The following is a 23,058-nucleotide window of genomic DNA, read 5'->3' on the forward strand; positions in this document are numbered from 1 at the left end:
CTCCTTTTGAACAGCTCTACTCCTCTGTCTCAAATCATTTATTCATTACTCCCTACTGGCAGCGACGGCACTTTGGATGGATCAACCAGCGCCCAATATGCATATTTGGCCTTTAACCGTTCATCGAACAGCAGCGGCTTATCCAGCCGGGCAATCGGGAATGTACTGAGCCACGTATTGCCATCATCTGTTCCCCAAATGGTCACATTGCTGAGATGCTCCTGCTGTCTTGTAAACATATCGAACAGCGCCTGATAACGATGAGCCTGCCGGATCAGCAGGACGTCCGGGATCGTTTCGTAGCGATCCGTATCATTAGAGTAGAGGCCCATATCCAGCTCTGTGATCTGATTATCCAGCCCAAGTGAAGCAAACTTTTCGATGGATTGCTCAATTTCGGCTATGGTAGGAAACTCCAAGCGGATATGCGATTGGTGACCTACGCCGTCAATAGGTACGCCTTTGGCAAGCAAATCACGCACCAGATTGTACAGAAAATCGCGTTTCTTCGGTTCATGGGTATTGTAATCGTTAATGAACAATCGCGCGTTCGGCCCTGCCACCTCCCTCGTGACACGGAACGCTTTTTCAATATAATCGGTTCCTGTAATCTGATACCACTTGCTGCGGCGCATGCCGTCCGGCTGATCAGGATCAATGACCTCATTTACCACATCCCAATCGGTAATGACATTTTTATACCGGGCCGCAACGGCGCGAATATGCGTCTCCAGGCGGTCCAGCAAAAGCTTTTTATTCTCAGCAGTCGGCGTCATCGGCTGTCCATTTTTGTCCTTAAACATCCAATCTCCGGTCTGGTTATGCCACACTAAGGTATGGAAACGGATTTCCAATCCGTGCTGTCTGGCAAATTGCACAATTTGATCTGCTTCCTCCCAATGAAACTGCCCCTCAGATGGTTGCAAGGAGACTGGCTTCATCGCATTCCCTGCAACGACGCTGTTAAAATGCTTTTGTACCAGTTCTCCGTAAGCCCCTTCGGTCTGGAAAGCCTCAATCGCTGTGCCGATGCTGAACTGTCCCTGATATAATCCATGCAAAGCAGGTATGTCCTTTTCAATCGCCAGCGGCGGCACCAGCGACAATTCGAAATCATCCATATAAAAGGAAGACGTCCCTTCTGGCGATTCCAGGTACATAGAAACGGTATCTGCATCATGTGCGAGCGTATACGTACCAGACAAATGCACCCATCCCCCTGTCGTGACAGCCGTATCGCCTACAACCGTTTCATATGCACTTTGGCCTTGGTAATCACGCTGTGCACTGAGCCTCACCTTAGCAGGCTGCTCACCCGGAGCCAGCTTCACCCAGGCACTGACCGTATATCGGTTGCCTTTTTGCATTGTGGCAGTCACGTCCAGCTTGGGTCCGGCATATGCCTTTTGTCTGCCCGTTGTCAGCAGACTGTATGAGCCGGTCCGTGCATCGGCATTCAAGACCTGCACGGTCTCGTCTCCCAAGCGGGATATCCATCCTTGGGCTGTACCGTCTTCGAACCCGGATACGATCCCACTTGTAGGATTTGTTGGTGTTACTGAAACCTGCCTGATTTCCACCTCATCCACGTAGTAAGCCTGAGCAGAATTCGAGTTCTCCACATACAGCTTCAATGCATTCATCTCCCCGGTAAAAGTATATCTCCCCTGGAGTTTGATCCACGATGTATCTGTTGTCTCCGTCTGAGCTAGGGTCTTCCATGCTGTAGTCCCGCCTGTCGGCTGCTGCTCCATCGTAAACTTAAGCACGCTTGGAATTGCAGCATTGCCGTCCAGTTTCACATATCCGCTAATTTCATACTCCACATCCGGCAGCAACAGTGGCTTCACATCTAACTCTGCTCCATTCCAAGCCGCCGTACGAGCGGTTGCCTTCAGACTGTGCGTACCACCATATGCCGCTTCCGTGACGGATGCAATTTGGGTATAAGCTCCCCGTGGCTTCCAGCCGTCACTGTTTCCTTGCTCAAATCCATACGCTCCAATGACCTTCCCTGCCGATAGCACCGTGTTCGAAACCGACGGAGAATGTTCCACAGATGGAACTGCTTTCGCTACAGACATTCCCCACCATCCGATAGGCGATAACAACAGCACTCCAGCCAGCACCAGACAAAAAGGCGTATACCAACCTGACCGCAAAGCAATCCCTCCTGCACTCAAATTTTTGAATTCGTATTTGGCACCCTTGGATTTCAGTTACTTGCGGATTAAAAGTGGCTCCTAGAATAAATGTAAAATGTCTACTATCCTTTCACGCCTCCCAAGGTCATACCCTTCACAAAGTATTTTTGTAAAAACGGATAGACTAAAATAATAGGAACTGAGGCGACAATCGTCATCGTGGCACGAATAGAGGTAGGCGTAACCGCCTTCGCCAGATTTTCTGACCCTGAAAACTGGCTGGCATAATCCTGAGCGTTAACGGACGTATTGGAATTTTGCAAAATTTTCATCAGCTCATATTGGAGTGTGCTCCACTGCTCATACGACGAATTGTACAAAAATACATCGAACCATGAATTCCATTGCGAGACCGCCGTGAACAACGACACCGTTGCCAGCACCGGCACACACAGTGGCAAAACGATACGCATAAAAGTAGCAAACTCCCCAGCACCGTCAATACGCGCCGACTCCAAAATCCCCTCTGGCAAGCCCTCAATAAAGGAGCGAATGACTATGACATTAAACACCCCGATTAACCCCGGTACGATGTACACCCAAAAGGTTCCCAGCATCCCAAGCTCACGAATTAAGAGAAAATTGGGGATCAAGCCACCGCTAAAATACATCGTCAAAATAAAGGAAATCGAAACAAATTTGCGCAGCACATATTCCGGCCGGCTGATCGTATACGCCACCATCGCGCAGCAAAACACCGAGGTCACTGTACCCGCGACCGTACGTAATACAGAAATCAACGTAGCATGGAAAATCGTCGCTTCCTTGAATACAAATTCATAATTACTCCACGTGAATTCACGCGGCCACAAATAAATCCCACCCCGAATGGAGTCATTCGCTTCATTTAATGAAACCGCCAACGTATTTAAAAATGGATACAGCGTGAACACCATTAGGCATAGCATAAACACAACATTGCACGCATCAAAAATCCGATCCGAGGGCGCCCGAAATCGCCCATGTACGGCCTTCCCTTTGCCCATGACTTCCTCTCCTTTCTAAAACATCGCCTAGCCCAGCACTTAAGGTCTTGATGAGGTCCGCGAAGCGGCCTGTTAAAAATCCACAGACTTGCACCTGTAGTATGCATAAGCACGCACTCCTGCTATCGCCTCGAATAGCCCATTCCCAAAGACATCCTCTAATGGCGATAGCGAAGCTGAGCCAACCATCATGACGCAGTTATTACAAGGAGGCGCGAGTCACGCGCCTTTCTTAAGCTCTTCCCTGCCACTACCCTCAGTTCTTAAAAAAAGTGACTTTACGGCGGGTAGTAGCGGAGCGGGCGGAATTGTTCTGAAGAAGCGGAGCATTCAGAAGAACAATCTGCACGCGAAGCGACAACGAGCCCTCCCCAGAAACTCACTCTTTTTTTAGAACAACCTCTCCTCCCCTAACCGCTTCGCAATATAATTGGCGCTAAACAACAGTATGAAGCTAACCACCGTTTTGAACATTCCGGCAGCAATGGAAAGCGAAAAGTTCCCCATCTGGATACCATATTTCAGTACGAAAATATCCAAATTTTCCGAGTAATCCACGTTCATGCCGTTGCCCAGTAAATATTGAGGTTCAAAGCCTGATTCGAGCAGGTTGCCAATGTTCATAATGAGCAGGATGATAAATACAGGCTTTAATCCTGGTAATGTCACATGCCAAATCCGCTGAAACCGCCCTGCTCCGTCCATCTCGGCCGCTTCATACTGCGAGGGATCAATCATCGTCATCGCGGCCAAATAAATGATGGTATTCCAGCCGACATTTTTCCATACCTCCGACGCACCGAGAATGCCCCAAAAGTAGCTTCCCTCACCTAACCACAGAATAGGTTCCTTAATCAGCCCAAGCCACATCAGCACCTCATTGATGATACCGCCGTCCGCAGACAGTGCAGTACTAATGATGCTGGCCGCGACCACCCAAGAAATAAAGTGTGGCAAATAGCTGATCGTCTGAACCACCCGTTTAAATACGAGCTGGCGAAGCTCATTCAGCAAAATCGCCAATGCTATAGCGGTGACAAAGCCCAGCACCAGGTTAATAAAGCTCATCGCCAGCGTATTGCGCATCACCCGCAGAAAGTGTTCATCCTGAAACAGAAAACGGAAATGCTTCAACCCGACCCAATGCTGGTCAAGCAGCTTGCGGGCAGGCTTAAAATCCTGGAAAGCAATCGTCCAGCCCCACAGAGGTAAATATTTAAAAATAAACAGCCAGATTAAAAAAGGGACGGACATCCATACGAGTGCACGCTGCTGGTTCAGCTTGTGTATAAATCCCCTAAAGCCGGTCCGCCGTGAGGACGGCAAACGACCCGAGGAGGTCGTAACAGGTGGCGGTGACGTGTAGCTCATAGCTGCTTCCTCCTTTATTTTTTCCCGACCGTCTTGACTTTTTTGGCAACCTCCTTCGTGATCAGTTCCTCAAAAGCCTTCACATCCAGCTTGTTAAACTCGGTGGTGTATTCATTCCAAATGGCATCAAACTGTGCCGGTGCAGACAGCACCAAGCGCGGGAAATATTTGCGCTGCAGGTCACCTTTCTTTTGCTGAAAGATCTGCGCTGGTGAGCCTTGGGCAACCTGAATGCTCCAGGCTGGGAACCATGGACGTTCGTCAGGTGCGGAAAACATCTGCGAGAAGGACTCTACACCGTTTGCTTTTAGCAGCTTTTTATCACCTTCGGTATACGACATACGTGCAACCTCAGGCTGCCGTCCGGGGCTAGCCGAGTTGCCGTCAGGCAAGGAAGAACCGTTACCGTATCGCGGCCAGCTGTATTCAAAATATTTGAACCCAAATGAGTCACGGAACGCATCCTCACCCGTCTTTTTAATTTGCTCCTTGGTCCGATAAAAGCGCCCATTTTTATCTACATCATAGGTTTCACCTTTGATCCCCCAGTTGGATAACACTTGGTTTTCGTCGGTCAGCAGATTGTTGAAAAATTTGATGATACGTACCGGGTCCTTGGCACTGACCGTAATTCCAATGCCTCGGTTATTAACAAATGACGACGGATCAAGATACTGATCCTTTATATTCCGGTCGTATACAACAGGCAGCCCTACATATTCCAGATCATCATTACCCGATCGCTTGGAAGCCTCCTGCAGGTTATTTAGAGCCTGCCCTGCCTGCCAGCGGTAATCGAAAAAGCCCAGCACCTTGCCCGAGGTCAGCTTCGCCAAATATTGATCGTAATTGTCCACAAAGGACGATTTATCGAACAGGCCCTCTGCGTTAAGCTGATTTAGCTCTTTCAGGTACCGTTTAGTGATGTCCTTATCTCCATAATCCGTCGCCTGGTGTGTTTTCATATCAATAATTGTGCCGCCATCGTTGGGATAGCCTGCCAGATGCATCGGCGCATTCGTAAGCGCATAAAACCTATCCTGTGTGGTTAGCGCCAAGTACCCGGTTAATCCCTCGTCTGCATGCTTTTTCGTATAATTCCGAATCAGAGCCAAGTACTCATCTAACGTTTTTATTTTTGGATATCCCGCCTCCTTCAACACTCTGCGCTGTATCCAAAAAGCTCCCTGCTCTATGTTAGGAGCAGACAAATAATCGCCGACCACCGCGCTAAACGGCAGGAAATAGATATTCCCATCCTCCGCTTTCATCAGGTTGTAGTAGGGTCCGTATACACGCTTGATATTTGGCCCATATTTGTCGATCAAATCATTCAGGGGAATAAAAGCCCCGGCATCCAGCAGTTTATCAATCGTCCCATCCGGTACAATTACGTCCGGGTAATCGTTGCTTGCAATAAACGTGCCAATCTTCGTATTCGAATCCCCTACCAAATGCTCCAGCTTCCAGTTCACGCCGGTCTGATCTTCCAAAACTTTTCCGATCCGCGTTTCATTGGTATTAACGTCTCTTCCCGCCGTGGCATTAAAATACGTGAATGTGACCTTCTCCTTGCTATCTCCCGACGCAGGCTCCTTATCCGAGCTCCCTGAGCAAGCAGTGATCATAGATGCCATCATAACCATTACCAGACTGATGATTCCGAACCTTTTGCTTGTCATGCCAGACCTTCCCCTTTCGGCCTCTTTTGTCAATTATGTGTGAATATCATGCGCACGCCCCTTGAACAACGAGAATCCCGCGCACCCTAAATTGTAAGCACTTTCATTTTATAAAATGCCGTTCAGTTTGTTCACCTGTCAATCTAAAGGTGTTACTTAGGAAACTATAGGTCCCGATCCGCAGGAATCATTATACGAATCTCCGTACCTTCGCCGGGTGCACTGCGAATGGCGAGCTCAAAGCGTTTCCCGTAGTAAAGTTTTAGACGATAGATGACATTTTGCAGACCTATACGCTCACCCATTTCTTCCTGCCTTTGCATGTAACCATATAAGCGCTGCACCTGTTCCGCAGACATGCCAACCCCATCATCCCGAACCGTTAGAATCAGTCGTCCTTCCTCATGCTCAAAAAGAATCTCAATGCGTCCCCCATGCTTTAGCGGCTCAATGCCGTGGATACTTGCATTTTCAACCAGCGTCAGTACGACCATTTTGGGAATCAGATTATCCAAGTCTTCAGAGCGCGCCTGTACATCGTACTGTATTCGCTCACCAAAGCGATATTGTTGGATTTCCAGAAAACAACGGATCAACTCCAACTCGTCCCGCAAAGTAACTCGATCCTTGTTCCACACCAGCGAATTGCGGAAAATCCGTGCCATGTTATGAATAATGCGGGCTGTCTCATCCTCATGCTTCATCAGGCTTCGCATGCGAATCGTCTCCAGCGCATTGAACAGAAAATGGGGGTTGATCTGGCTGTGAAGTGCATTCAGCTGGGCATGTCTACGCTGAATCTCCAGATTTTTTCGCTGAATATCGGCCATATAAACATCGTTAATCAGTCGTTTGATTCTCAGCGTCATCCGATTAAATTCACCTGTTAGCTGTCCGATTTCATCACTCGACTCCATACCTGGAATGAGTTCAAAATGCTGATTTTTCACCTTTTTCACATGTTTCAAAATGCGATGAAGCCGCACGTTCAGCGAACGTGTAATCCAAATAATGATCAAGGTGGGCAGCAGCATATTCACACAGGTTAACAAGAGCGCAAAATTGCGAGGTTCCTGCATTTCATACAGCACTTCATCCCTTGATACTGCGGCCACAATGCTCCAACCGTTCAGATTATTTGTAAGCACATAACTAGTCTTGAACTCCATGGTGTTCTCGGGCAGCTTGAGGGTACTATAGGCCACGCTTTTATGGTTTATATCCACCTTGGGATCATTTGTGTATTCAATTTCTCCCCGTTCGTTAAGCAGGAAGAGACTCCCCTGTAAATTCAGGTTATTGAAAATCTCCCGAATGGACGACATTCGCAGCTCTATTTTTAGTATTTTTTCACGACCACTTGGGGAATAAAAGTAGTTCATCCGTCGAATCAGGCTGAAGGGGTGTGTCTGCTCGTCGGTACTGTCGTCGGTACGGACAAATATAGGCTTGGACTGGCGTCCAGGCGGGATTTGGGTATACCAGGGGAAGCCTTTGACCTTCTCATCTATAAAGCTGATTCCCCCGGAATTCAGCAGCGTTGAATTATCTGTGTAGATCGTAATTCCACCTACGGATTGGTACACAGGGCTGTACGTATTGTTTAAGATACGACGTAAATAAGAGTCATAAACAGCAATATAGTCAGCAGGGTGGGGATATGTTTCTTCCAACACCTCATTGAGTCGATAATCGGTATAAAAGATAGACGAGATTTCCATCGCATCTTCAAATTCCCGGTGAAATTCAATTTTAATTTGTTCCAGTGCGCGCGTAATATCCTGAATACGCTGTTCCTTCACATTTTGCGAGGTAACATGGTAAAAGATCAGATTGGTCAGCACTATAGGTGTAAAAACACAGAGGAAATAAAGCAGCAGCATTTTATCTCGCAGCCGTATATGATCCAGGATAGTTCTCAGCCTCTTCATTCGCCGGACCTCTCTGGCTCGTACCCAACACTCAGGCTATTGCGGTATTCACTTGGCGTGACGTGCGCCAGCTTTTCAAACTGAGTCACAAAATAGTCTGAACTGCCGAAGCCCACGCGCTCCGCAATTTCATATATACGCAGATCCGTCTGCCGTAGCAGGCGTTTCGCCTCCTGAATGCGTAATTTCAGCAGGAATTCGTTAAAGTACACACCGTATGTTTTTCTGAACAATTGACCGAGGTATACCGGATTCATGTAAAAGCGGGCCGCAATACTTTTCAGACTTATATTCTCGTCAGCATGCTGCTCAATGTAAGCACGGATATGCTGGATTCCTCCCTGCTGACATTCTTTGCGCAGCGTCCCAATATATTTTCCACTTTCCTCGGCAAAGGCTGTAAACAATCGCTGGAGTTCACCCAGCGACAGATTCATATCCTGCCAGTTGATCATCGGTTCCAGCGACTGAATTGAGCGCTCATTTCCCTGCATGTTTTGAATGACCCGCACGATACTAAGAACGCATTGATGCAGACTCATTTTCATAGCCTCAGGGGCATAATGCTCTTCCCGAAAGCTGCTAAATAAATAATCTACGGTCGCACGCAGCTCTTCCAATTGGAGTTCCTCGATCTGCTCTGTCAAGCTATCGAGTACGTCCTGACGAATGGTCCTATAGTGGAGGGGGGGCATTTCCCCCGGCAGATAGACAACAATACCACTATGGTCATGAATGTATTTATGGAGCACTGCTTCTTTTGCACTGGCATAGGACTGCTGGATATCTCGCAACTGATTCACAGGACTTCCCGCATAAACGAACACCCGACTTCCCAACCGGTCTTTTAGTGACTCCATCCCCTCTATCTCCTGTTGTAGCGCTTTCATAAAAACTTCCACCTTGGCTTCAAAACACTCTAAAAAGAAGTCCGGTACGATAAGACCAATCCGGTTACGATGCTCATGGACATAGAGAGGGTACTTGCTGCCCATTAAACGATGAAGTGCTTGCTCTATAAGTTCCCTGAACTGGAAAAGTGATAGCATGACGCCATCGTCACCGGAGCGCCAAGGATGCTGATCATTCAGCTCGACGAGTACATAGTACATATACGTGGCTTCTCCAAGCCGCAGCTGCTGCTCCCAATGTGTCAACACTGCATCATCCACTGGGTTCATCATCATCGTCTCTAGCAGCCCGCCTGTAAGGTGGTTCTGATATCGCTGCGCGTTCTGTTGTTCTCGGTGCAATCTTTCACTCAGCTTGCGCAGTGTAGCCGAAAAGTCCTCATCATCAACCGGCTTAAGTATAAAATCATGAACTCCATAGCGGAGTGCCTGCTGCGCATAAGTAAAATCACTGTAACCACTCATAATAATAAAAGCAGGATGTTGGGTACTCCGTTCGAGTACGGATCGAATCAGCTCTAATCCATCCAGCACAGGCATACGAATATCGGTAATGATCAGGTCTGGGTGGAGACGACTGATTAGCTCCAGCGCATCCTCACCGTTATCAGCTTCTCCTACGATTTCAAAGCCACAGGTCTCCCAATCTACAAGTTGAATCAGCCCTTTGCGGGTGAATATTTCATCATCCACCACAATAGCTCTATGTAGCTTCATAACCTGCCTCCTCCTTTCGATGAAACGTCAATTTATTTGAGTTGACTACTTCACGAGCCTTGCGCGATATCCCAGCTGGAGAAAAATGGCCTTTAAAACGTATTGTGGCACTTCGGAAGCCATTTGTACAGACGGGATTTCATCATAAGGTCGCTCCAAAGCGTGAAAACTATTGCCCCCAGCTGCTTCCTCACTGAACACAACCGTGACCTACTGTGGCTTAGACATTCAGCGCTGTCACAGGTACAGTAATCCCGCTAGACAGCCGGTTTATAGCGTATTCCGGGGTGTGACTCTCCAATACAAAAGCCGCCTGGTCTAAATGACCAAGCGGCTTTTGTATGTTTGGACTGCAATTCCTCTTCTTGCAATTTCTATACTTTATATATTTTGTGCATAGCTTTCACTTGGCGTTTTGGTCAACACCACATGCAGGCTGGAATTCGCTTCCGCACTACCACGATAGGAAAAGTGCTCATCTCCGGTAATATGGATCATATCCCCTTGGACAACTTCCGTTTCTTCACCATTTACAGTTACAGTACCGCTTCCTTCCAGAACAAGCAAATATACATTCGCTCCTGGATGATTATGTGTTGGTAACTCAGCATTAGGGGTGAAGTTGAGAATAAAAATGACATTGTCGGCTTCCTTATGCACAATTCGTTTTGTAAATGCAGCTTCTTTATATTCCTGAAATTGAATGAGGTTTGATTTTTTCATGTAGATTCACTCTCCTGTTTGTAATTGGATTGGGCCTATATAGTCTTATTGTATTTGATTATTACGCTCGTCTTGTGATTGCGATCACAAACATAAATTTAAGTCATAAATACTTTGAAATATTCAAAAATTTGATTTCAATCATCTTTTTCATCATCACATCCAACTAAAATCGAATTGTGTCAGACAAACCAAAAAAGCAGGAGGTTATTCCTATGAAACCAGGATTTAAGCTGGCAAAGGATATTTATTGGGTAGGAAAAATTGATAATCGTGAGGTCCCCTTTCATCGTCTTCTACTATCAAAGGGTACAACATATAATGCATATCTGCTGAAAACAGGAAAACCAACTATTGTAGATACCGTAGATATGGCGTTCGGCAGAGAATTTGCAGAAGCTGTAGCGGAATTAATCGACCCGTTGGATATTCAATATATAATCGTCAATCACACGGAACCGGATCACTCCGGCGGGTTAGCGGCACTTGCTTCCAAGGCAGCAAACGCCACAATTGTCTGCACGGAGATTGCCGTTCCGGAAATTCAGCAGATGTACAAGCTCCAGCATCGGAATTTCCTCGTCATCAAGGATGGGGATCAACTCGATATTGGAGGCAAGACACTGCTGTTCAAGGAAACACCTTATCTCCATACAGAAGAAACTATGATTACGTATTGCATCGAAGACAAAATCTTGTTCCCTTGCGATATTTTCAGCACACACGTGGCTGTAGAACATCTATTTGCCGATGAGGCCGGCTTTGATATCACCGAGGATTTTATCGGATATTATCAGGCTATTATTCATCCTCATCGCAGATATGTGCGTACATTAATCGAAGCTGTATCTGACTTGGATATTGAGATGATTGCTCCTTCCCACGGCTTCGCGATCCGACATGATATTGCCAAATTTATTGATTTGTACGCATCGATGAGTACCGAAACCAAGGATGATAAAAAAGTAGCGATTGTTTATGCCACCTTAAAAAATAATACTAAAAAAATGGCAAACATCCTGAGAGATTGCTTTTTGGAGAACCAAATCAAGGTGGAGCTATGGGATGTAGATAAAGCGGATGAAACCGAGATATTAAATAGTATTACCTCAGCTGATGCTGTTTTCGTCGGCAGCTCTACCAAATATGCCGACATGACAGGCAAATTGGAAGATCTGCTGCAAAAAATGCAAAAGATGAATTTGGAAGGTAAGCTTGCTGCCGCCTTTGGTTCCTACGGCTGGAGCGGTGAAGCCATTGAAGTCGTACAGGATTACTTGAACGGTACTAATATGAAAGTCCAGAGCACTTCAGATGTAATCAAGTCAACTGGTATGACGCATGTGGAATTCCCAGTACGCATTCGCTTCTCTCCTACAGAAGTTGAAAAAGTGAAAAAAATTAAAAATGCCGCTGAATTTGTCTCAGATCTGCTGCTTAGTGTTATTTGAGCACAGGAAGCTTAGAGGGAATAGGAGAGATGCCGAATGGATAACCAACATTACGTTATCATCGGAGGGGGCGTGGCCGCTGTCAACGCGGCAAAAGCGATTAGAGATCATGATGAGCTAGCAGAAATTTCTATTTACGGGGAAGAGTCCTCCCTTCCATATAACAGAGTCAAGCTTTCGAAGGCACTATTCACTGACTTGCACAGCGACAAAATCCTGATTAAAAAGGAAAAGTGGTTTGCTAGTCAACGGATTCATGTGTATTCCGGTGTAAAGATCACGGCGATACACGCAGAGGACTGCACCATCGAAACAGCCAACGGGCAAACCGTTGCTTATGACAAGCTGCTGCTGTGTACAGGAGCCCACAACCGTAAGCTTGTGCTGGACGGAGCTTCACTAAGGAACGTTCACAATATTCGGTTTCGACAAGATGCAGACAGACTTAAAACGGAATTGCGACAAGGAGACCGGATATGTATCATCGGCGGTGGTATTCAGGGTGTAGAAACCGCCTGGTCCTTCCAGCAAGCCGGATATGCCGTTACCATTCTGGAAGCTTCGCGACGGCTCATGCCTCGCCAGCTAGATGAAAAGGCATCCGCTATTTTGACCCGCCGAGTTATCGAACAGGGTACCCAGGTGTGCCTTGGGCAAGGCGTAAAGCGTATTACAGGCACAGATCATGTAGAGGGCGTAGAACTGCAGGACGGCACTGTTATTCCCTGCGAACATGTCGTGTACTCTATCGGAATTGTACCTAATACGGAGCTTGCTCGCCAAATCGGCCTTGATATTGGTCAAGGCATTCTGGTGAATGCGCAGATGGAGACCAGCTCTGCCCATATATATGCGGCAGGTGATGTAGCCGAGTTCCACAATAGAGTAGATGGATTATGGGAAAGTGCTATGGAGCAAGGGAAAATAGCAGGCACTAATATGGCGGGTACCTCCACAGCTTACCAGCGTCCTCTTCCTGTCACCCTGTCCAACAGCTATGAAAGCCCCTTGTTTTCCATCGGTCTGGTAGACGAACAAGTCTGTGACACCAGCCTGACCCGTGAAAATCAAGTTTCTTATACACGTATGTTCATACAAAACGGCTCTATCTGCGGTGTGATCGGCTTTGGGGATGCTCTCGCTTCACTTCCATATAAAGCAGCCATTATCCAAGGACTCAGTCCGGATGCACCAGAGCTTACAAAAATTTTGGATGACAAGGAGAACTAAAGATGAAAAAATATGTATGTCAGCCCTGTGGATACGTTTATGATCCTGCTATGGGTGACCCTGATGAAGACGTTATGCCAGGTACAGCGTTCGAAGACCTTCCGGAAGACTGGGTTTGTCCAGTCTGCGGTGAGGATCAAAGCCATTTTGCCCCTATAGATGATACAGAATAACAAGAACACGCTATACTTTTTAGTTTCCGGTTGATGAATGGAGTGAATGAATGTGAATGAGATGTCCTGCCCCTGCCAGTGCGAACAGGAGCCCTGTGCCCGCAAAGTGCCTATCTTTTCCTCTTTGTCCTGCGAAGATTTGTGTAAGGTTAGCTCTATGATCCGGCACCGAAAATATCAGAAAGGCGAGGCCTTGATTGTCGAGGAACAGGCTTCCGATACGCTGTACATTATTAAAAGCGGGCATGTTAAGCTGCTGAAGATGACACCTCAGGGCAAAGAACAAATTCTGCACATTCTGACAACTGGCGATTTTTTTGGTGAGTTGAATATATTTAATAACGACGAGTTGAGCAATTTTAGTGCGTACGCCTTAAAGGATACTGATATTTGTATGCTCACCAAAGATGATATGGAGGAGTTGATCCGCAACAATCCCGATATCTCTTTGAGGCTGCTCAAAACGATTACCAAACGCTTGGCACATACCGAAAACCTGGCTCAAAGCCTGGCTACCAAAGACCCGGAAATTCGTATCGCCTACATGATTCTCGAACTCGGACACAAGTACGGCAAGCCGGACGGCTCCTATATTAAAATAAATCTCCCCCTTTCACGCGAAGAGATGGCTAATTATGTGGGTGTCACACGTGAAACCATCAGTCGCAAATTCGGAAAATTTGAACAGCTGGGGATTATTCATATCAAGGGTACACGTGAGATTACCATCCGCGATGTACAGAAACTGAACGAATATATGGATTGATATATACCAGGTTACTCTGGCATGAGGACAAAAAAACCGCTTCTTTAACTTATGGATTGTAGTTGATTCATCAACCACTTCCATGTTGTTAAAGGGCGGTTTCTTTTATTCTGTGCATTTGGCCATTAGCTATTCTGTAAAATAACAATAGAAACCGTAGGCCTGTTTTTGCGTAGTAATACAAAGTTTATAAGCCTGAAATCAAGCCAAGATTTCTGTGTCTTCATACTCTTTATAAAATAAGCAAAATGGAGAGGAATAGATATGGCGGATCACCAAACCGGTAAGGATATTTTTCGAGAATGTTGCTCTAGGATTGCTGCGGCCTGTGAGCCTTGCGGATTCAAATACTATAAATCTAGGCGAAGCATGGTCAAGCACATGGACCCCTTTACGGCCGAGGTGCGTTTTTCGAGCAATGCTTTCAATGTGGCCGGCAGCTATTTGGAGTTTAATGTAAATTGCCAAATCATGAATACGCAAAGCGGAAAAGTATATTGGGATATCAGCTTGAGCAGCTTCCGGAACAAAGGCAAGGTATGGAATCTGGCCAAGGAAACGTCTCGGGAGAAGGAATTGGCGGAAATTATCACATTGATTCGAGACAAGGTCGTTCCTTTGGTGGACAAGTATGGTGCTAATCTCGACGAGGTGCTTGAACAAGCCATCTTGACCGGATGGTTTTTGCCACAGCCGAATCCCATGGAATTCTATGTGCTGGATGTTCTGGATTTGGTGGTTGATTTCGGATCCCCGGAACAGGTAGCCGCATGTGCGCACCGATACATCCGTCATTTATCGGAGGAAATGCAGAACACCTTCAGGAAAGAATATGAAGCCTATCAAAGGGATGAACAAGCTGCCAGCACGATAGCATTCCGCAAATTGATCCCTCTTATGGTGGAGAGAAGCATTTCCTTGCCGCAGTGAAATGAAAGGATATTAGCGCGCCGTATTGAGAACGTGCCTTCATCGCTGGAAGATGGGCGATCACCTGTGTGGTGACCGCCCATCACTCATTCTGCGGATAAAGGAGCTATATTGGTGGCCTTGGGAAGCGCAGCCTGAATTGTAGCCGGCTTGGAGCAATCCCACACTACTTTGACCAAATACCCAAACAACAACACATTTAGCAATGATGTCACACACAAAACAATACCGTAATGATCCTGAGAATTGGAGCTATAGAAAATATCAAAGGTGTTCAGGAAAATCGTAAGACTGAATCCACCCGCAAGCCACAAAAATCTGCGATCTTTCAAATACAGGTACGCCAGTACAGCTAACGCCGCCGCAGGGAACAGATACCGTTCATGCATGCTGGAAGCGAAGGTAAATACACCTGCAATGAGTACCAGTGCAGCTGCTGCTGCAAATTGTGGTTTCCGACTACGGATATACATCCACCATGTAAACAGAGTCACTAGCACAATGCAGATCATCCCCCATGTATGGTAACTGAACAGGAACAGCGTTGTAGTGTCCTGCGTATAATTGCCACCAATTAGTGCGAAGAAGTTATACGCGTTCACCGAAGCATATGGATATTCGCCAACTGTCCCCTTGTATAAATCAAGCAGCCATAATGGCTCCTGCCCCCATGAAAATGGCAATATGACCAGAATGGTTGTCACAACGGCACCACCAATGGACAACAGCCAAGGCTGTATTTTGCGCTGTCTCAGCAGCTCGAAGAACAGAACCGGCGCATAAATAATCCCCTGTGGCTTCATCAATACCGCTATCGTAAACAGTACAGCGGACCAGCCTATCCGGTTTTCCACCAGCAGCACAATCATGCCCACAATCAGCATGGTAAAAAATGAATCTACCTGCCCCCAGAAGGTCGAATTGATAAATACAGCTGGGTTAAACACATAGAATATAGCCAATCCGAGGCTCACTCCATAGCCGACCCGTTTGCTTGCCAACCGGTACAGCATGTACGCTGTCACGATATCAGCTAAAATATTCGGAAGCCGCAGCAATACGGACATATAAGGACTGAAAGCATCCGTAGAGCCGATTTTACCGATTACATATAAAATATAAATATAGAACGGTGGATAATCACTGGAACCATTCGTGTAAAAGCCTGACAAGCTATCCGCTGCTGTCGTAGCCCAGTTTCGAAATAGCATTAAATCCATGTGGCCCGAGATCCATGGGGCGATCGCCATTCTTAAAAAGAATCCCACACCCAGCACAGTCCACAGCATCAGTCCCCGGTTACGTTCCCCGAGCTTCCATTCTTGAGCCCGAAAACGATACGCAATAAACACGAACACACCGAAGAACAAAGCAGCGAAAATCGCCATCGGAGTAGCATAAGCAGATGAAGAATTTCCATTTCTTCCCCCACCCATACCACCGCCAGGACCGCCCATGCCCATTCCAGATCCGTTACCAGACATGCCACCGGGGCCTCTGTGCTGTCCGTCTCTAGCAACACCACTGCCGTCCGAGGCAGACGTATCATTCCCGGCCGTTGTACCTTTGTCACCCGATGTCGACGAATTCTCACTAGAGGAGTTGGTCGTCTGGCCCGTCGTCCCCTGATTCTTGCTGTCAGAGCTGCTCGCCGCATCCGTAGATGTTGGGGGAGAATTATGCTGATCTTGTCCTACACTTCCTGTTCCCAGGTTCCCTGCGGTCTGACCGTCAGAGGGACGTTGCCCCGGCCCTCCCATGCCTCCGCCTGCTCCCCCTCCGAACCCGCCGGATGGCCCCTGCCTAATAGCCGCAGAATGAGACGCGGAACTACCTGAATAACTCCATAACGAAACGATACTAACGGCAACACACAATATGAGACTAAATAGAAGTATATATTTCAGACCGTTCGCTTTCCAAACGTTCAAGTCCGATGCACCTCTCTCTGTTTCTATTTTCCTCATATTGTATCTGCCTTAGCTTAGGACTTTGTGAGTTCTGGCTGAATGTTGGCTGAATACGTAATCATCACACTGAACATTGTTGTTCCAACTCCATAATCGCTCTTTCCAGCTGAAATTGTGGATGCTTCAGCATGTTTCCATGACCGGTTGCTAATAGAGACGGATTGTAAGATGCCAGTTTTTTGGCGCTTTGCAGCGAAATTTCCTTGTTCCAGGTAGCTAGTGCTGGGAAAGGAAACAGTGGCTTGAGCCTTCCCGCCACTGCAACACCACCCCGAGTCTGGAAGGCATCGCCTGCAATCAATGCACGGGTACGGGTATCCAAAAATCCCATCGAGCCCGGCGTATGTCCCGGTGCGCTGATCGCCAGCAGCGAACCCACGTTATCCCCATCCTCCAGTAAAACGTCAGGCTGGGTAAGGATATTCTTCGGCACGCTGCCCCGAATAGGAGTGTCTGGTTCGCCTGCCTCCAACGATACATCACCCTTCAGTAGCCGAGCATCCCGCCTTGAAATGAATACTTGCGCCTCAGGATACTTTGCCTTCAGCTTATCCAACGCACCCACATGATCTCCATGCGCATGGGTAAGTACAATTCGTATAATCGGCTGCCCAATCCGCGCCGCAGCCTGTTCAATACGCTGAGCACTGTATGGCAATCCGGCATCGATCAGGGTAAGCCCCTCTTTCTCCTCCACCAAATAACAGTTCACTGGGAACAGCCGGGGCATAAACGTTAATTGATACACATGCTGCACCTGAACGATACGCATTTTATCTCATCTCCTTGTCTTGATCATAAACTAATTATGTTAGTATTATAAATAATGTAATTAGTTTTAGGCAAATTTTTTCGTAAATACCTGTCGGAACGTTATACAAAAAGCAAAAAGCAGACCCGGAATCCTATCTTTGGGTCTGCTTTTATCCATATTATGCACATGTCTTTCAATTCATCAGCTCTACCGGATGGCCTCAGCAATAGGCGTACTGCCGGACACCAAATCAATCGCTCGATGATACGTCTGCTTTTCCTCTAGTGCTGCTACCACCGTTGCCGCTACATCTTCACGTGAGATAGTATGGCTGGTGAGATCTTCACCGGTAGCAACCTTGCCAGTACCCGCATCATCTGTCAACCCGCCCGGACGAAGAATCGTGTAATCCAGATTGCTCGCTTCCAGCAAGCGATCTGCATAATGCTTTGCCACGTAATATGGCTTAATCGATTCAGGCCATTGCTCCCGGTTCTCCGCATATAGAGCGCTGACCATAATGAAGCGCCGGATACCCGCTTGTTCAGCGGCTTCCATCGCCTTGACTGCTCCATCAAGGTCGATGAGCAGCGTTTTATCCGCTCCTGTGTTGCCACCGGAGCCTGCCGTGAACACGACAGCATCGCTGCCTTGTATAGCTGCGGCAATTTCACTTACCGTCCCTTCAAGGTCAGCTACTACCGTTTCTGCTCCCAAACGTTCAAGCGCTTCGGCCTGATCCGGTTTGCGGATCAGTGCCTTTACGCGATGCGACTCATGTTGCCCTAGTAGGCGAACGAGATGTCTGCCTACTTTTCCATTGGCACCAATCACCAGTACGTTCACTCATATCCCCTCCTGTATTCACGGTCTCTCGCTTACAGTATACTGAATATATTTTACCCTTTGAGTCCAGGACGCAATCATATGGGCTATATCAGATTGAACTCAGTTTTTATCTGAATGCTCTCCCTCTCGCTTTTGCTGTAACACGCGAAGACCTGCGCAAAAGGTGTCCATCATCACTTCAATACTCTGATCCACATCCACAGGTAAACCAAAGCCACCCTTTTGTTCAAGTGAGGCAAAACCATGAAGAAGACTGCGGAATCCCCTCGCTGCATGAATGCAATCTGCTTCGTTGAAGCCGTAGCCACTGGATAGCACGGTAAGGATAAGTTCCGCTACTCGATCCGCTGCGTGTCTCAGCTCGGTATCATTTCGGTCGGTTGCATACAGCATCGCTTCATACAAACCAGGCCGCTCGCGCGCATACTGCATATACGCTCTCCCCATAGCAATCAGCGCCTCTTCGCCTGCTCTGCCTACGGCTGCGCTCATCAATGCTTCCTCTAGCTTTTCGAGGCTATGTAATGCCAGCGCTTGACGCAATCCGTTCAATCCGTCCACATGGTTGTACAAAGATGGAGGACGAATATGCAGCTTTTGCGCCAATGTAGTGAGCGTGACCTCTCCCATCCCTCGTTCATTGGCAACATCCTCGGCAGCCTCCAGGATATCTTGTAGCTTTACTCCATTTCTAGGTGACATCATCCGGTCCCCTTTCGTTAAATTCCTATGTAAGGTTAATTTCGTATACATATACAGACTAAATTCTTATTTCATCTTAACTAATCCTGTTAGTTTATACAAAGAAAGTACCGTTTGCAACAGCTCCATACACTAACTCTTTTTAGAAGAAGAGCCGGTAGGATATTACTGCTATAATACAAAGAGATTATAGAGCAGATTCGATATCTTTTCCGATTCCCTGCAAAGGAGCTAGCTATATCTATGGAACCCAATCCACTTCCAGCTATTGAGTTTAATCGTGTCACTAAATATTTCACCGGGTCGGGACAACAACGTGCTGTCCTGAACGGAGTTACGGCAAAGGTCCCGCGCGGAAAAATCACGACACTGGTCGGTCCGTCAGGATCTGGTAAAAGCACACTGCTTTCACTATGCAATCTTTTGCTAGCATCGGATGAAGGAGAAATCAACGTCCTCGGCAAGCCTATAACCGAGTGGGAAATCCCTGAACTGAGACGGAAAGTAGCATTGGTTTTTCAAGATGCCCCCATGCTTCAGGGAACGGTCCTCTACAATCTCCAGACTGTAGAGCGGCTGCATGGCACGGTACTGGAAGATCCGGTTGGCCTGTTAGAGCGCGTAGGACTTACCCGTGACCTGCTGGGGCAAAAGGCGCAGGAGCTGTCCGGCGGACAAAGACAGCGCTTGGCCCTGGCGCGGACGCTCGCGAACCGTCCGGATATTTTACTACTGGATGAGATTACTTCTGCACTGGACCCCGCCTCAGTCAAAGAGGTCGAGGAACTGCTGCTTCAAATGAACAAAGAAGAGGGAACAACGATGATCTGGATTACGCACCATATGGAACAAGCCCACAGGGTAGGCCACGAAACATGGCTGATGATCGACGGAAGACTAGTAGAACAAGCGGATACGGAAACGTTTTTTAACGCTCCACAACATAGTGAAACCCGCAAGTTTGTAGCAGGAGAATGGGTATGACGATTGTTGCCTTGATTCTCTCTCTTGGTTTTGTATTTATCGCCATCGTCATGTCCAAGTCCTTCAAACTCGGTCTGGACCGAGATATTATTATTGCCACGATCAGAGCATCCGTTCAGCTACTGGTGATTGGATATGTATTGCATTTGATTTTTGGGATGCAAAGCTACGGATTTATCGTGTTATTCATTCTGCTCATGATCACTGTAGCTTCTCAAAATGTTGCGCGCAAAGGACGTTTTATTCCCCAGCTTATGTGGAAGTCATTTCTGACGTTGCTGTGTGTGGAAATCGTTACACAGGCATTTCTAATTGGCCTGCATATCATTCCGGCGACAGCCCGGTACATGATTCCGATTAGCGGCATGATCATTGGCAGCTCCATGATTTTGTCCAGTCTGCTGGTATCGCGGCTCAAGTCGGAAGTCCTGCTGCGCAAGCCTGAAATCATGCTTATTCTTGCGTTGGGAGGAACACCGAGACAAGCCATCTTCCCTATACTGAAGAATTGTATACGTTCCAGTATGATTCCAACCATTGAGGGGCAGAAAACACTTGGGCTTGTCCAGCTTCCCGGCATGATGACCGGACAAATCATTGCAGGCGCCAATCCAATTGTCGCCGTGCGTTTGCAATTGCTCATCGTATTCACTACCATGACTTCTGCCATTTTGACCAGCGTGCTGCTCAGCCTGTTCATTTACCCGACATTATTTACCCGCCAGCAACAACTGCGTACAGAGTCCTGGGAAGTCTGATAGAGACGGGTATACCCAGTTATTTACCAACCATTTTCCATTTATCAAAATTAAATAGACATGTTTAATTCCTGACACGAGGGTTAATAGATACACGTAGACGCTTTACTAAAATTCGATGAGGAGTGATTGAACATGGCTAACAACAACCAAAATGGCAAAATGAGTCGCGAAGAGGCAGGACGTTTAGGTGGAGAAGCTACTGCTAAAAATCACGACAAAGAATTTTACCAAGAGATCGGCGAAAAAGGTGGCGAGGCCACTTCCAAAAGTCATGGCAAGGACTTCTATCAGGAGATTGGTGAAAAAGGCGGCGAAGCCACTTCCAAAAACCATGGCAAGGAGTTCTATCAGGAAATCGGTCGCAAGGGCGGTGAAGCCCGTGGCAATTCAGACCAAAGTGATAGCGACGGGAAAATGAGCAGAGAAGAAGCAGGCCGCAAAGGCGGCGAGGCCCGCGCCCGTCAGCGTAAAAATAACTAACGATAGATCAGGATGCATTGTCGATGCATTTGCAATGTAAAGGCACCGACTGCATAGAATACGAAGTAAGTGAATGTTTAAGTTATAAAAGCCTATCTGCCGGTGTTCCGGTAGGTAGGCTTTTTGTGTGAAAAATACTTTCATCATCCGAACATACGTCATAAAATATACATATACAGGATAAATAACCAATCATACATATTTTATTGCGGATGAAAGGACGGAATAGTATAGATTCTTTTTCTTATGTCTCCTGACTTATACATAGATTATGGGGGTGCGCAAATGTTGATTACAAAGAATAAAATAGCTGCACGATTACTTAGTTGTACAGAGAGATGCCTCTAACGGAGGCGGATATAAAGATTTATAGATTTCCTCACAGTCTAGAATTCCTCCTCTGGTTGTAGGAAAACAATATGATTTCGTGTCTGTTCAAAGATTCTTTCAACACCCATATATCCGTTATGTAGAAGAGTAAACAGACAAAACAAAAGTGTGTATGCAACTCAAGTCAAATGTTTCCTGCACTCCGGCTGTTAAGATGAAATCGAAAGGAGGGAACCGCCCGTGTACGAATGGAACGAAATGGTCCAGCTTATGATTGATTGGATTGATAATAATCTTACCTCAGCACCATCGTTGTTGAGAATGTCCGACCAGCTAGGCTACTCCCCTTACTACTGTACAAAGCAATTTCATTCTCTGACAGGAATGACATTAAGGGATTATGTGTGGATGCGCAGGATTAGCCGGGCAGCTCTTGAACTCCGGGATAGCAATGTCCGCATCCTCGATGTTGCCATAAAGTATGGGTTTTCTTCACAGGAAGCTTTTACACGAGCATTTGTAAAAGCATTTGAGGTAACTCCGGCTGTATACCAGAAGGAGCCGAGACCTATTCCACTAGCCATTCGCGTTGAGGTGTTCTCTCCTTATCATTACCATTTGAAGGAGCGGGATAAGATGGTTAAAGAGCATTTGCAAGAAGCCGAAGTCAAAATTGAGCATATACCAGCACACAAATTTATTGGTCTCTGGGATATTTCTTCTCGAAATTACGGCGATTTCTGGAGAAATGGTCATAATTGTGATGAAATTTGCGGAACCCTGGAAAGCATGTCTCACCTCAAGCTTCCCGGACAATTGGGCCAAACGGCAGGCTGGTTCTATCAGAATGGTCAGAAGGGCTACCTCTATGGAATACCGGTTGCCGCTGACTACACCGGAGAGATTCCCGCAGGAATGAAGTGCCGGGACATCCCCGAATCAGATTACCTGGTTTTTTTCCACCCACCCTTCAATTATTTAAAAAACAACGGAGACGTTATGAGAACGGTGGAGGAGAAAGCTTGGAACTTTGATCCTAGCAGCCTGGGGTATGAATGGGATGAGGAAACGAAGCAGGATTATCAACGGCATTTCCCTGAGGGATACGGCTACGCGGTGTTGCGCCCTGTGAGAAAAGTGTAGAGCAGAAGAA

Annotated in this window: 20 protein-coding genes; 9 read left to right on the forward strand and 11 right to left on the reverse strand. The window is 47.0% G+C overall.

What is annotated here, in order from left to right:
- Window positions 1-38: 38 nt before the first annotated feature.
- The 7 genes from ACU1JV_RS13760 to ACU1JV_RS13790 form a co-directional block, all read right to left on the reverse strand.
- On the reverse strand, window positions 39-2,162 hold the full coding sequence (locus tag ACU1JV_RS13760) for an endo-1,4-beta-xylanase (protein ID WP_413987183.1): 2,124 nt from the start codon (window positions 2,160-2,162) through the stop codon (window positions 39-41).
- A 104-nt stretch (window positions 2,163-2,266) separates the two neighbouring features.
- Complete coding sequence (locus ACU1JV_RS13765) at window positions 2,267-3,190, reverse strand: carbohydrate ABC transporter permease (protein WP_413987184.1); 924 nt, start codon at window positions 3,188-3,190, stop codon at window positions 2,267-2,269.
- Window positions 3,191-3,580: 390 nt separating this feature from the next.
- Window positions 3,581-4,561, reverse strand: coding sequence for an ABC transporter permease (locus tag ACU1JV_RS13770; protein WP_013373662.1), 981 nt, complete (start codon window positions 4,559-4,561; stop codon window positions 3,581-3,583).
- 14 nt (window positions 4,562-4,575) lie between these two features.
- Window positions 4,576-6,243: an ABC transporter substrate-binding protein gene (locus ACU1JV_RS13775; protein WP_446724574.1), complete on the reverse strand. Its 1,668-nt coding sequence runs from the start codon at window positions 6,241-6,243 to the stop codon at window positions 4,576-4,578.
- 164 nt (window positions 6,244-6,407) lie between these two features.
- Window positions 6,408-8,174, reverse strand: coding sequence for a sensor histidine kinase (locus ACU1JV_RS13780; protein ID WP_413987185.1), 1,767 nt, complete (start codon window positions 8,172-8,174; stop codon window positions 6,408-6,410).
- On the reverse strand, window positions 8,171-9,802 hold the full coding sequence (locus tag ACU1JV_RS13785) for a response regulator (protein WP_413987186.1): 1,632 nt from the start codon (window positions 9,800-9,802) through the stop codon (window positions 8,171-8,173). Before ACU1JV_RS13785 ends, ACU1JV_RS13780 begins: the two co-directional genes overlap by 4 nt.
- A 381-nt stretch (window positions 9,803-10,183) precedes the next feature.
- Window positions 10,184-10,525, reverse strand: coding sequence for a cupin domain-containing protein (locus ACU1JV_RS13790; protein ID WP_013373671.1), 342 nt, complete (start codon window positions 10,523-10,525; stop codon window positions 10,184-10,186).
- 215 nt (window positions 10,526-10,740) lie between these two features.
- Here ACU1JV_RS13790 and ACU1JV_RS13795 point away from each other — a divergent pair, with 215 nt between their 5' ends.
- The 5 genes from ACU1JV_RS13795 (at window position 10,741) to ACU1JV_RS13815 (ending at window position 15,075) form a co-directional block, all read left to right on the forward strand.
- Window positions 10,741-11,976, forward strand: coding sequence for an FprA family A-type flavoprotein (locus tag ACU1JV_RS13795; protein WP_013373672.1), 1,236 nt, complete (start codon window positions 10,741-10,743; stop codon window positions 11,974-11,976).
- A 36-nt stretch (window positions 11,977-12,012) separates the two neighbouring features.
- On the forward strand, window positions 12,013-13,206 hold the full coding sequence (locus tag ACU1JV_RS13800) for an NAD(P)/FAD-dependent oxidoreductase (protein WP_413987188.1): 1,194 nt from the start codon (window positions 12,013-12,015) through the stop codon (window positions 13,204-13,206).
- Window positions 13,207-13,208: 2 nt separating this feature from the next.
- The gene (rd, locus tag ACU1JV_RS13805) at window positions 13,209-13,379 is read left to right on the forward strand and encodes a rubredoxin (RefSeq protein WP_064797632.1); all 171 of its coding nucleotides are present in this window, start codon (window positions 13,209-13,211) and stop codon (window positions 13,377-13,379) included.
- A gap of 61 nt (window positions 13,380-13,440) precedes the next feature.
- Window positions 13,441-14,145: a Crp/Fnr family transcriptional regulator gene (locus ACU1JV_RS13810; RefSeq protein WP_058711071.1), complete on the forward strand. Its 705-nt coding sequence runs from the start codon at window positions 13,441-13,443 to the stop codon at window positions 14,143-14,145.
- Between the two features lie 264 nt (window positions 14,146-14,409).
- The gene (locus ACU1JV_RS13815; RefSeq protein WP_413987189.1) at window positions 14,410-15,075 is read left to right on the forward strand and encodes a hypothetical protein; all 666 of its coding nucleotides are present in this window, start codon (window positions 14,410-14,412) and stop codon (window positions 15,073-15,075) included.
- Between the two features lie 86 nt (window positions 15,076-15,161).
- On the opposite strand, the gene ACU1JV_RS13820 is transcribed toward ACU1JV_RS13815, so the two are convergent.
- The 4 genes from ACU1JV_RS13820 to ACU1JV_RS13835 form a co-directional block, all read right to left on the reverse strand.
- A complete protein-coding gene (locus ACU1JV_RS13820; protein ID WP_413987523.1) occupies window positions 15,162-16,835 on the reverse strand; it encodes a glycosyltransferase 87 family protein in 1,674 nt (557 codons plus the stop codon).
- A gap of 271 nt (window positions 16,836-17,106) precedes the next feature.
- Window positions 17,107-17,817: an MBL fold metallo-hydrolase gene (locus tag ACU1JV_RS13825; protein WP_413987190.1), complete on the reverse strand. Its 711-nt coding sequence runs from the start codon at window positions 17,815-17,817 to the stop codon at window positions 17,107-17,109.
- A 189-nt stretch (window positions 17,818-18,006) separates the two neighbouring features.
- Window positions 18,007-18,645 (reverse strand): SDR family oxidoreductase, encoded by a 639-nt coding sequence (locus tag ACU1JV_RS13830; RefSeq protein ID WP_413987191.1) that lies wholly within the window; start codon window positions 18,643-18,645, stop codon window positions 18,007-18,009.
- Window positions 18,646-18,747: 102 nt separating this feature from the next.
- A complete protein-coding gene (locus ACU1JV_RS13835) occupies window positions 18,748-19,350 on the reverse strand; it encodes a TetR/AcrR family transcriptional regulator (RefSeq protein ID WP_264217119.1) in 603 nt (200 codons plus the stop codon).
- A 243-nt stretch (window positions 19,351-19,593) separates the two neighbouring features.
- Here ACU1JV_RS13835 and ACU1JV_RS13840 point away from each other — a divergent pair, with 243 nt between their 5' ends.
- The 4 genes from ACU1JV_RS13840 (at window position 19,594) to ACU1JV_RS13855 (ending at window position 23,048) form a co-directional block, all read left to right on the forward strand.
- Entirely contained in the window at window positions 19,594-20,334 is a 741-nt protein-coding gene (locus tag ACU1JV_RS13840) for an ABC transporter ATP-binding protein (RefSeq protein ID WP_413987192.1), read from the forward strand.
- On the forward strand, window positions 20,331-21,092 hold the full coding sequence (locus tag ACU1JV_RS13845) for an ABC transporter permease (protein ID WP_216974568.1): 762 nt from the start codon (window positions 20,331-20,333) through the stop codon (window positions 21,090-21,092). Before ACU1JV_RS13840 ends, ACU1JV_RS13845 begins: the two co-directional genes overlap by 4 nt.
- Before the next feature lie 135 nt (window positions 21,093-21,227).
- A complete protein-coding gene (locus ACU1JV_RS13850) occupies window positions 21,228-21,575 on the forward strand; it encodes a KGG domain-containing protein (protein ID WP_013373683.1) in 348 nt (115 codons plus the stop codon).
- A 570-nt stretch (window positions 21,576-22,145) separates the two neighbouring features.
- The gene (locus ACU1JV_RS13855; RefSeq protein ID WP_058711031.1) at window positions 22,146-23,048 is read left to right on the forward strand and encodes an AraC family transcriptional regulator; all 903 of its coding nucleotides are present in this window, start codon (window positions 22,146-22,148) and stop codon (window positions 23,046-23,048) included.
- Window positions 23,049-23,058 lie beyond the last annotated feature (10 nt).

This window comes from Paenibacillus sp. T2-29, assembly GCF_052921365.1.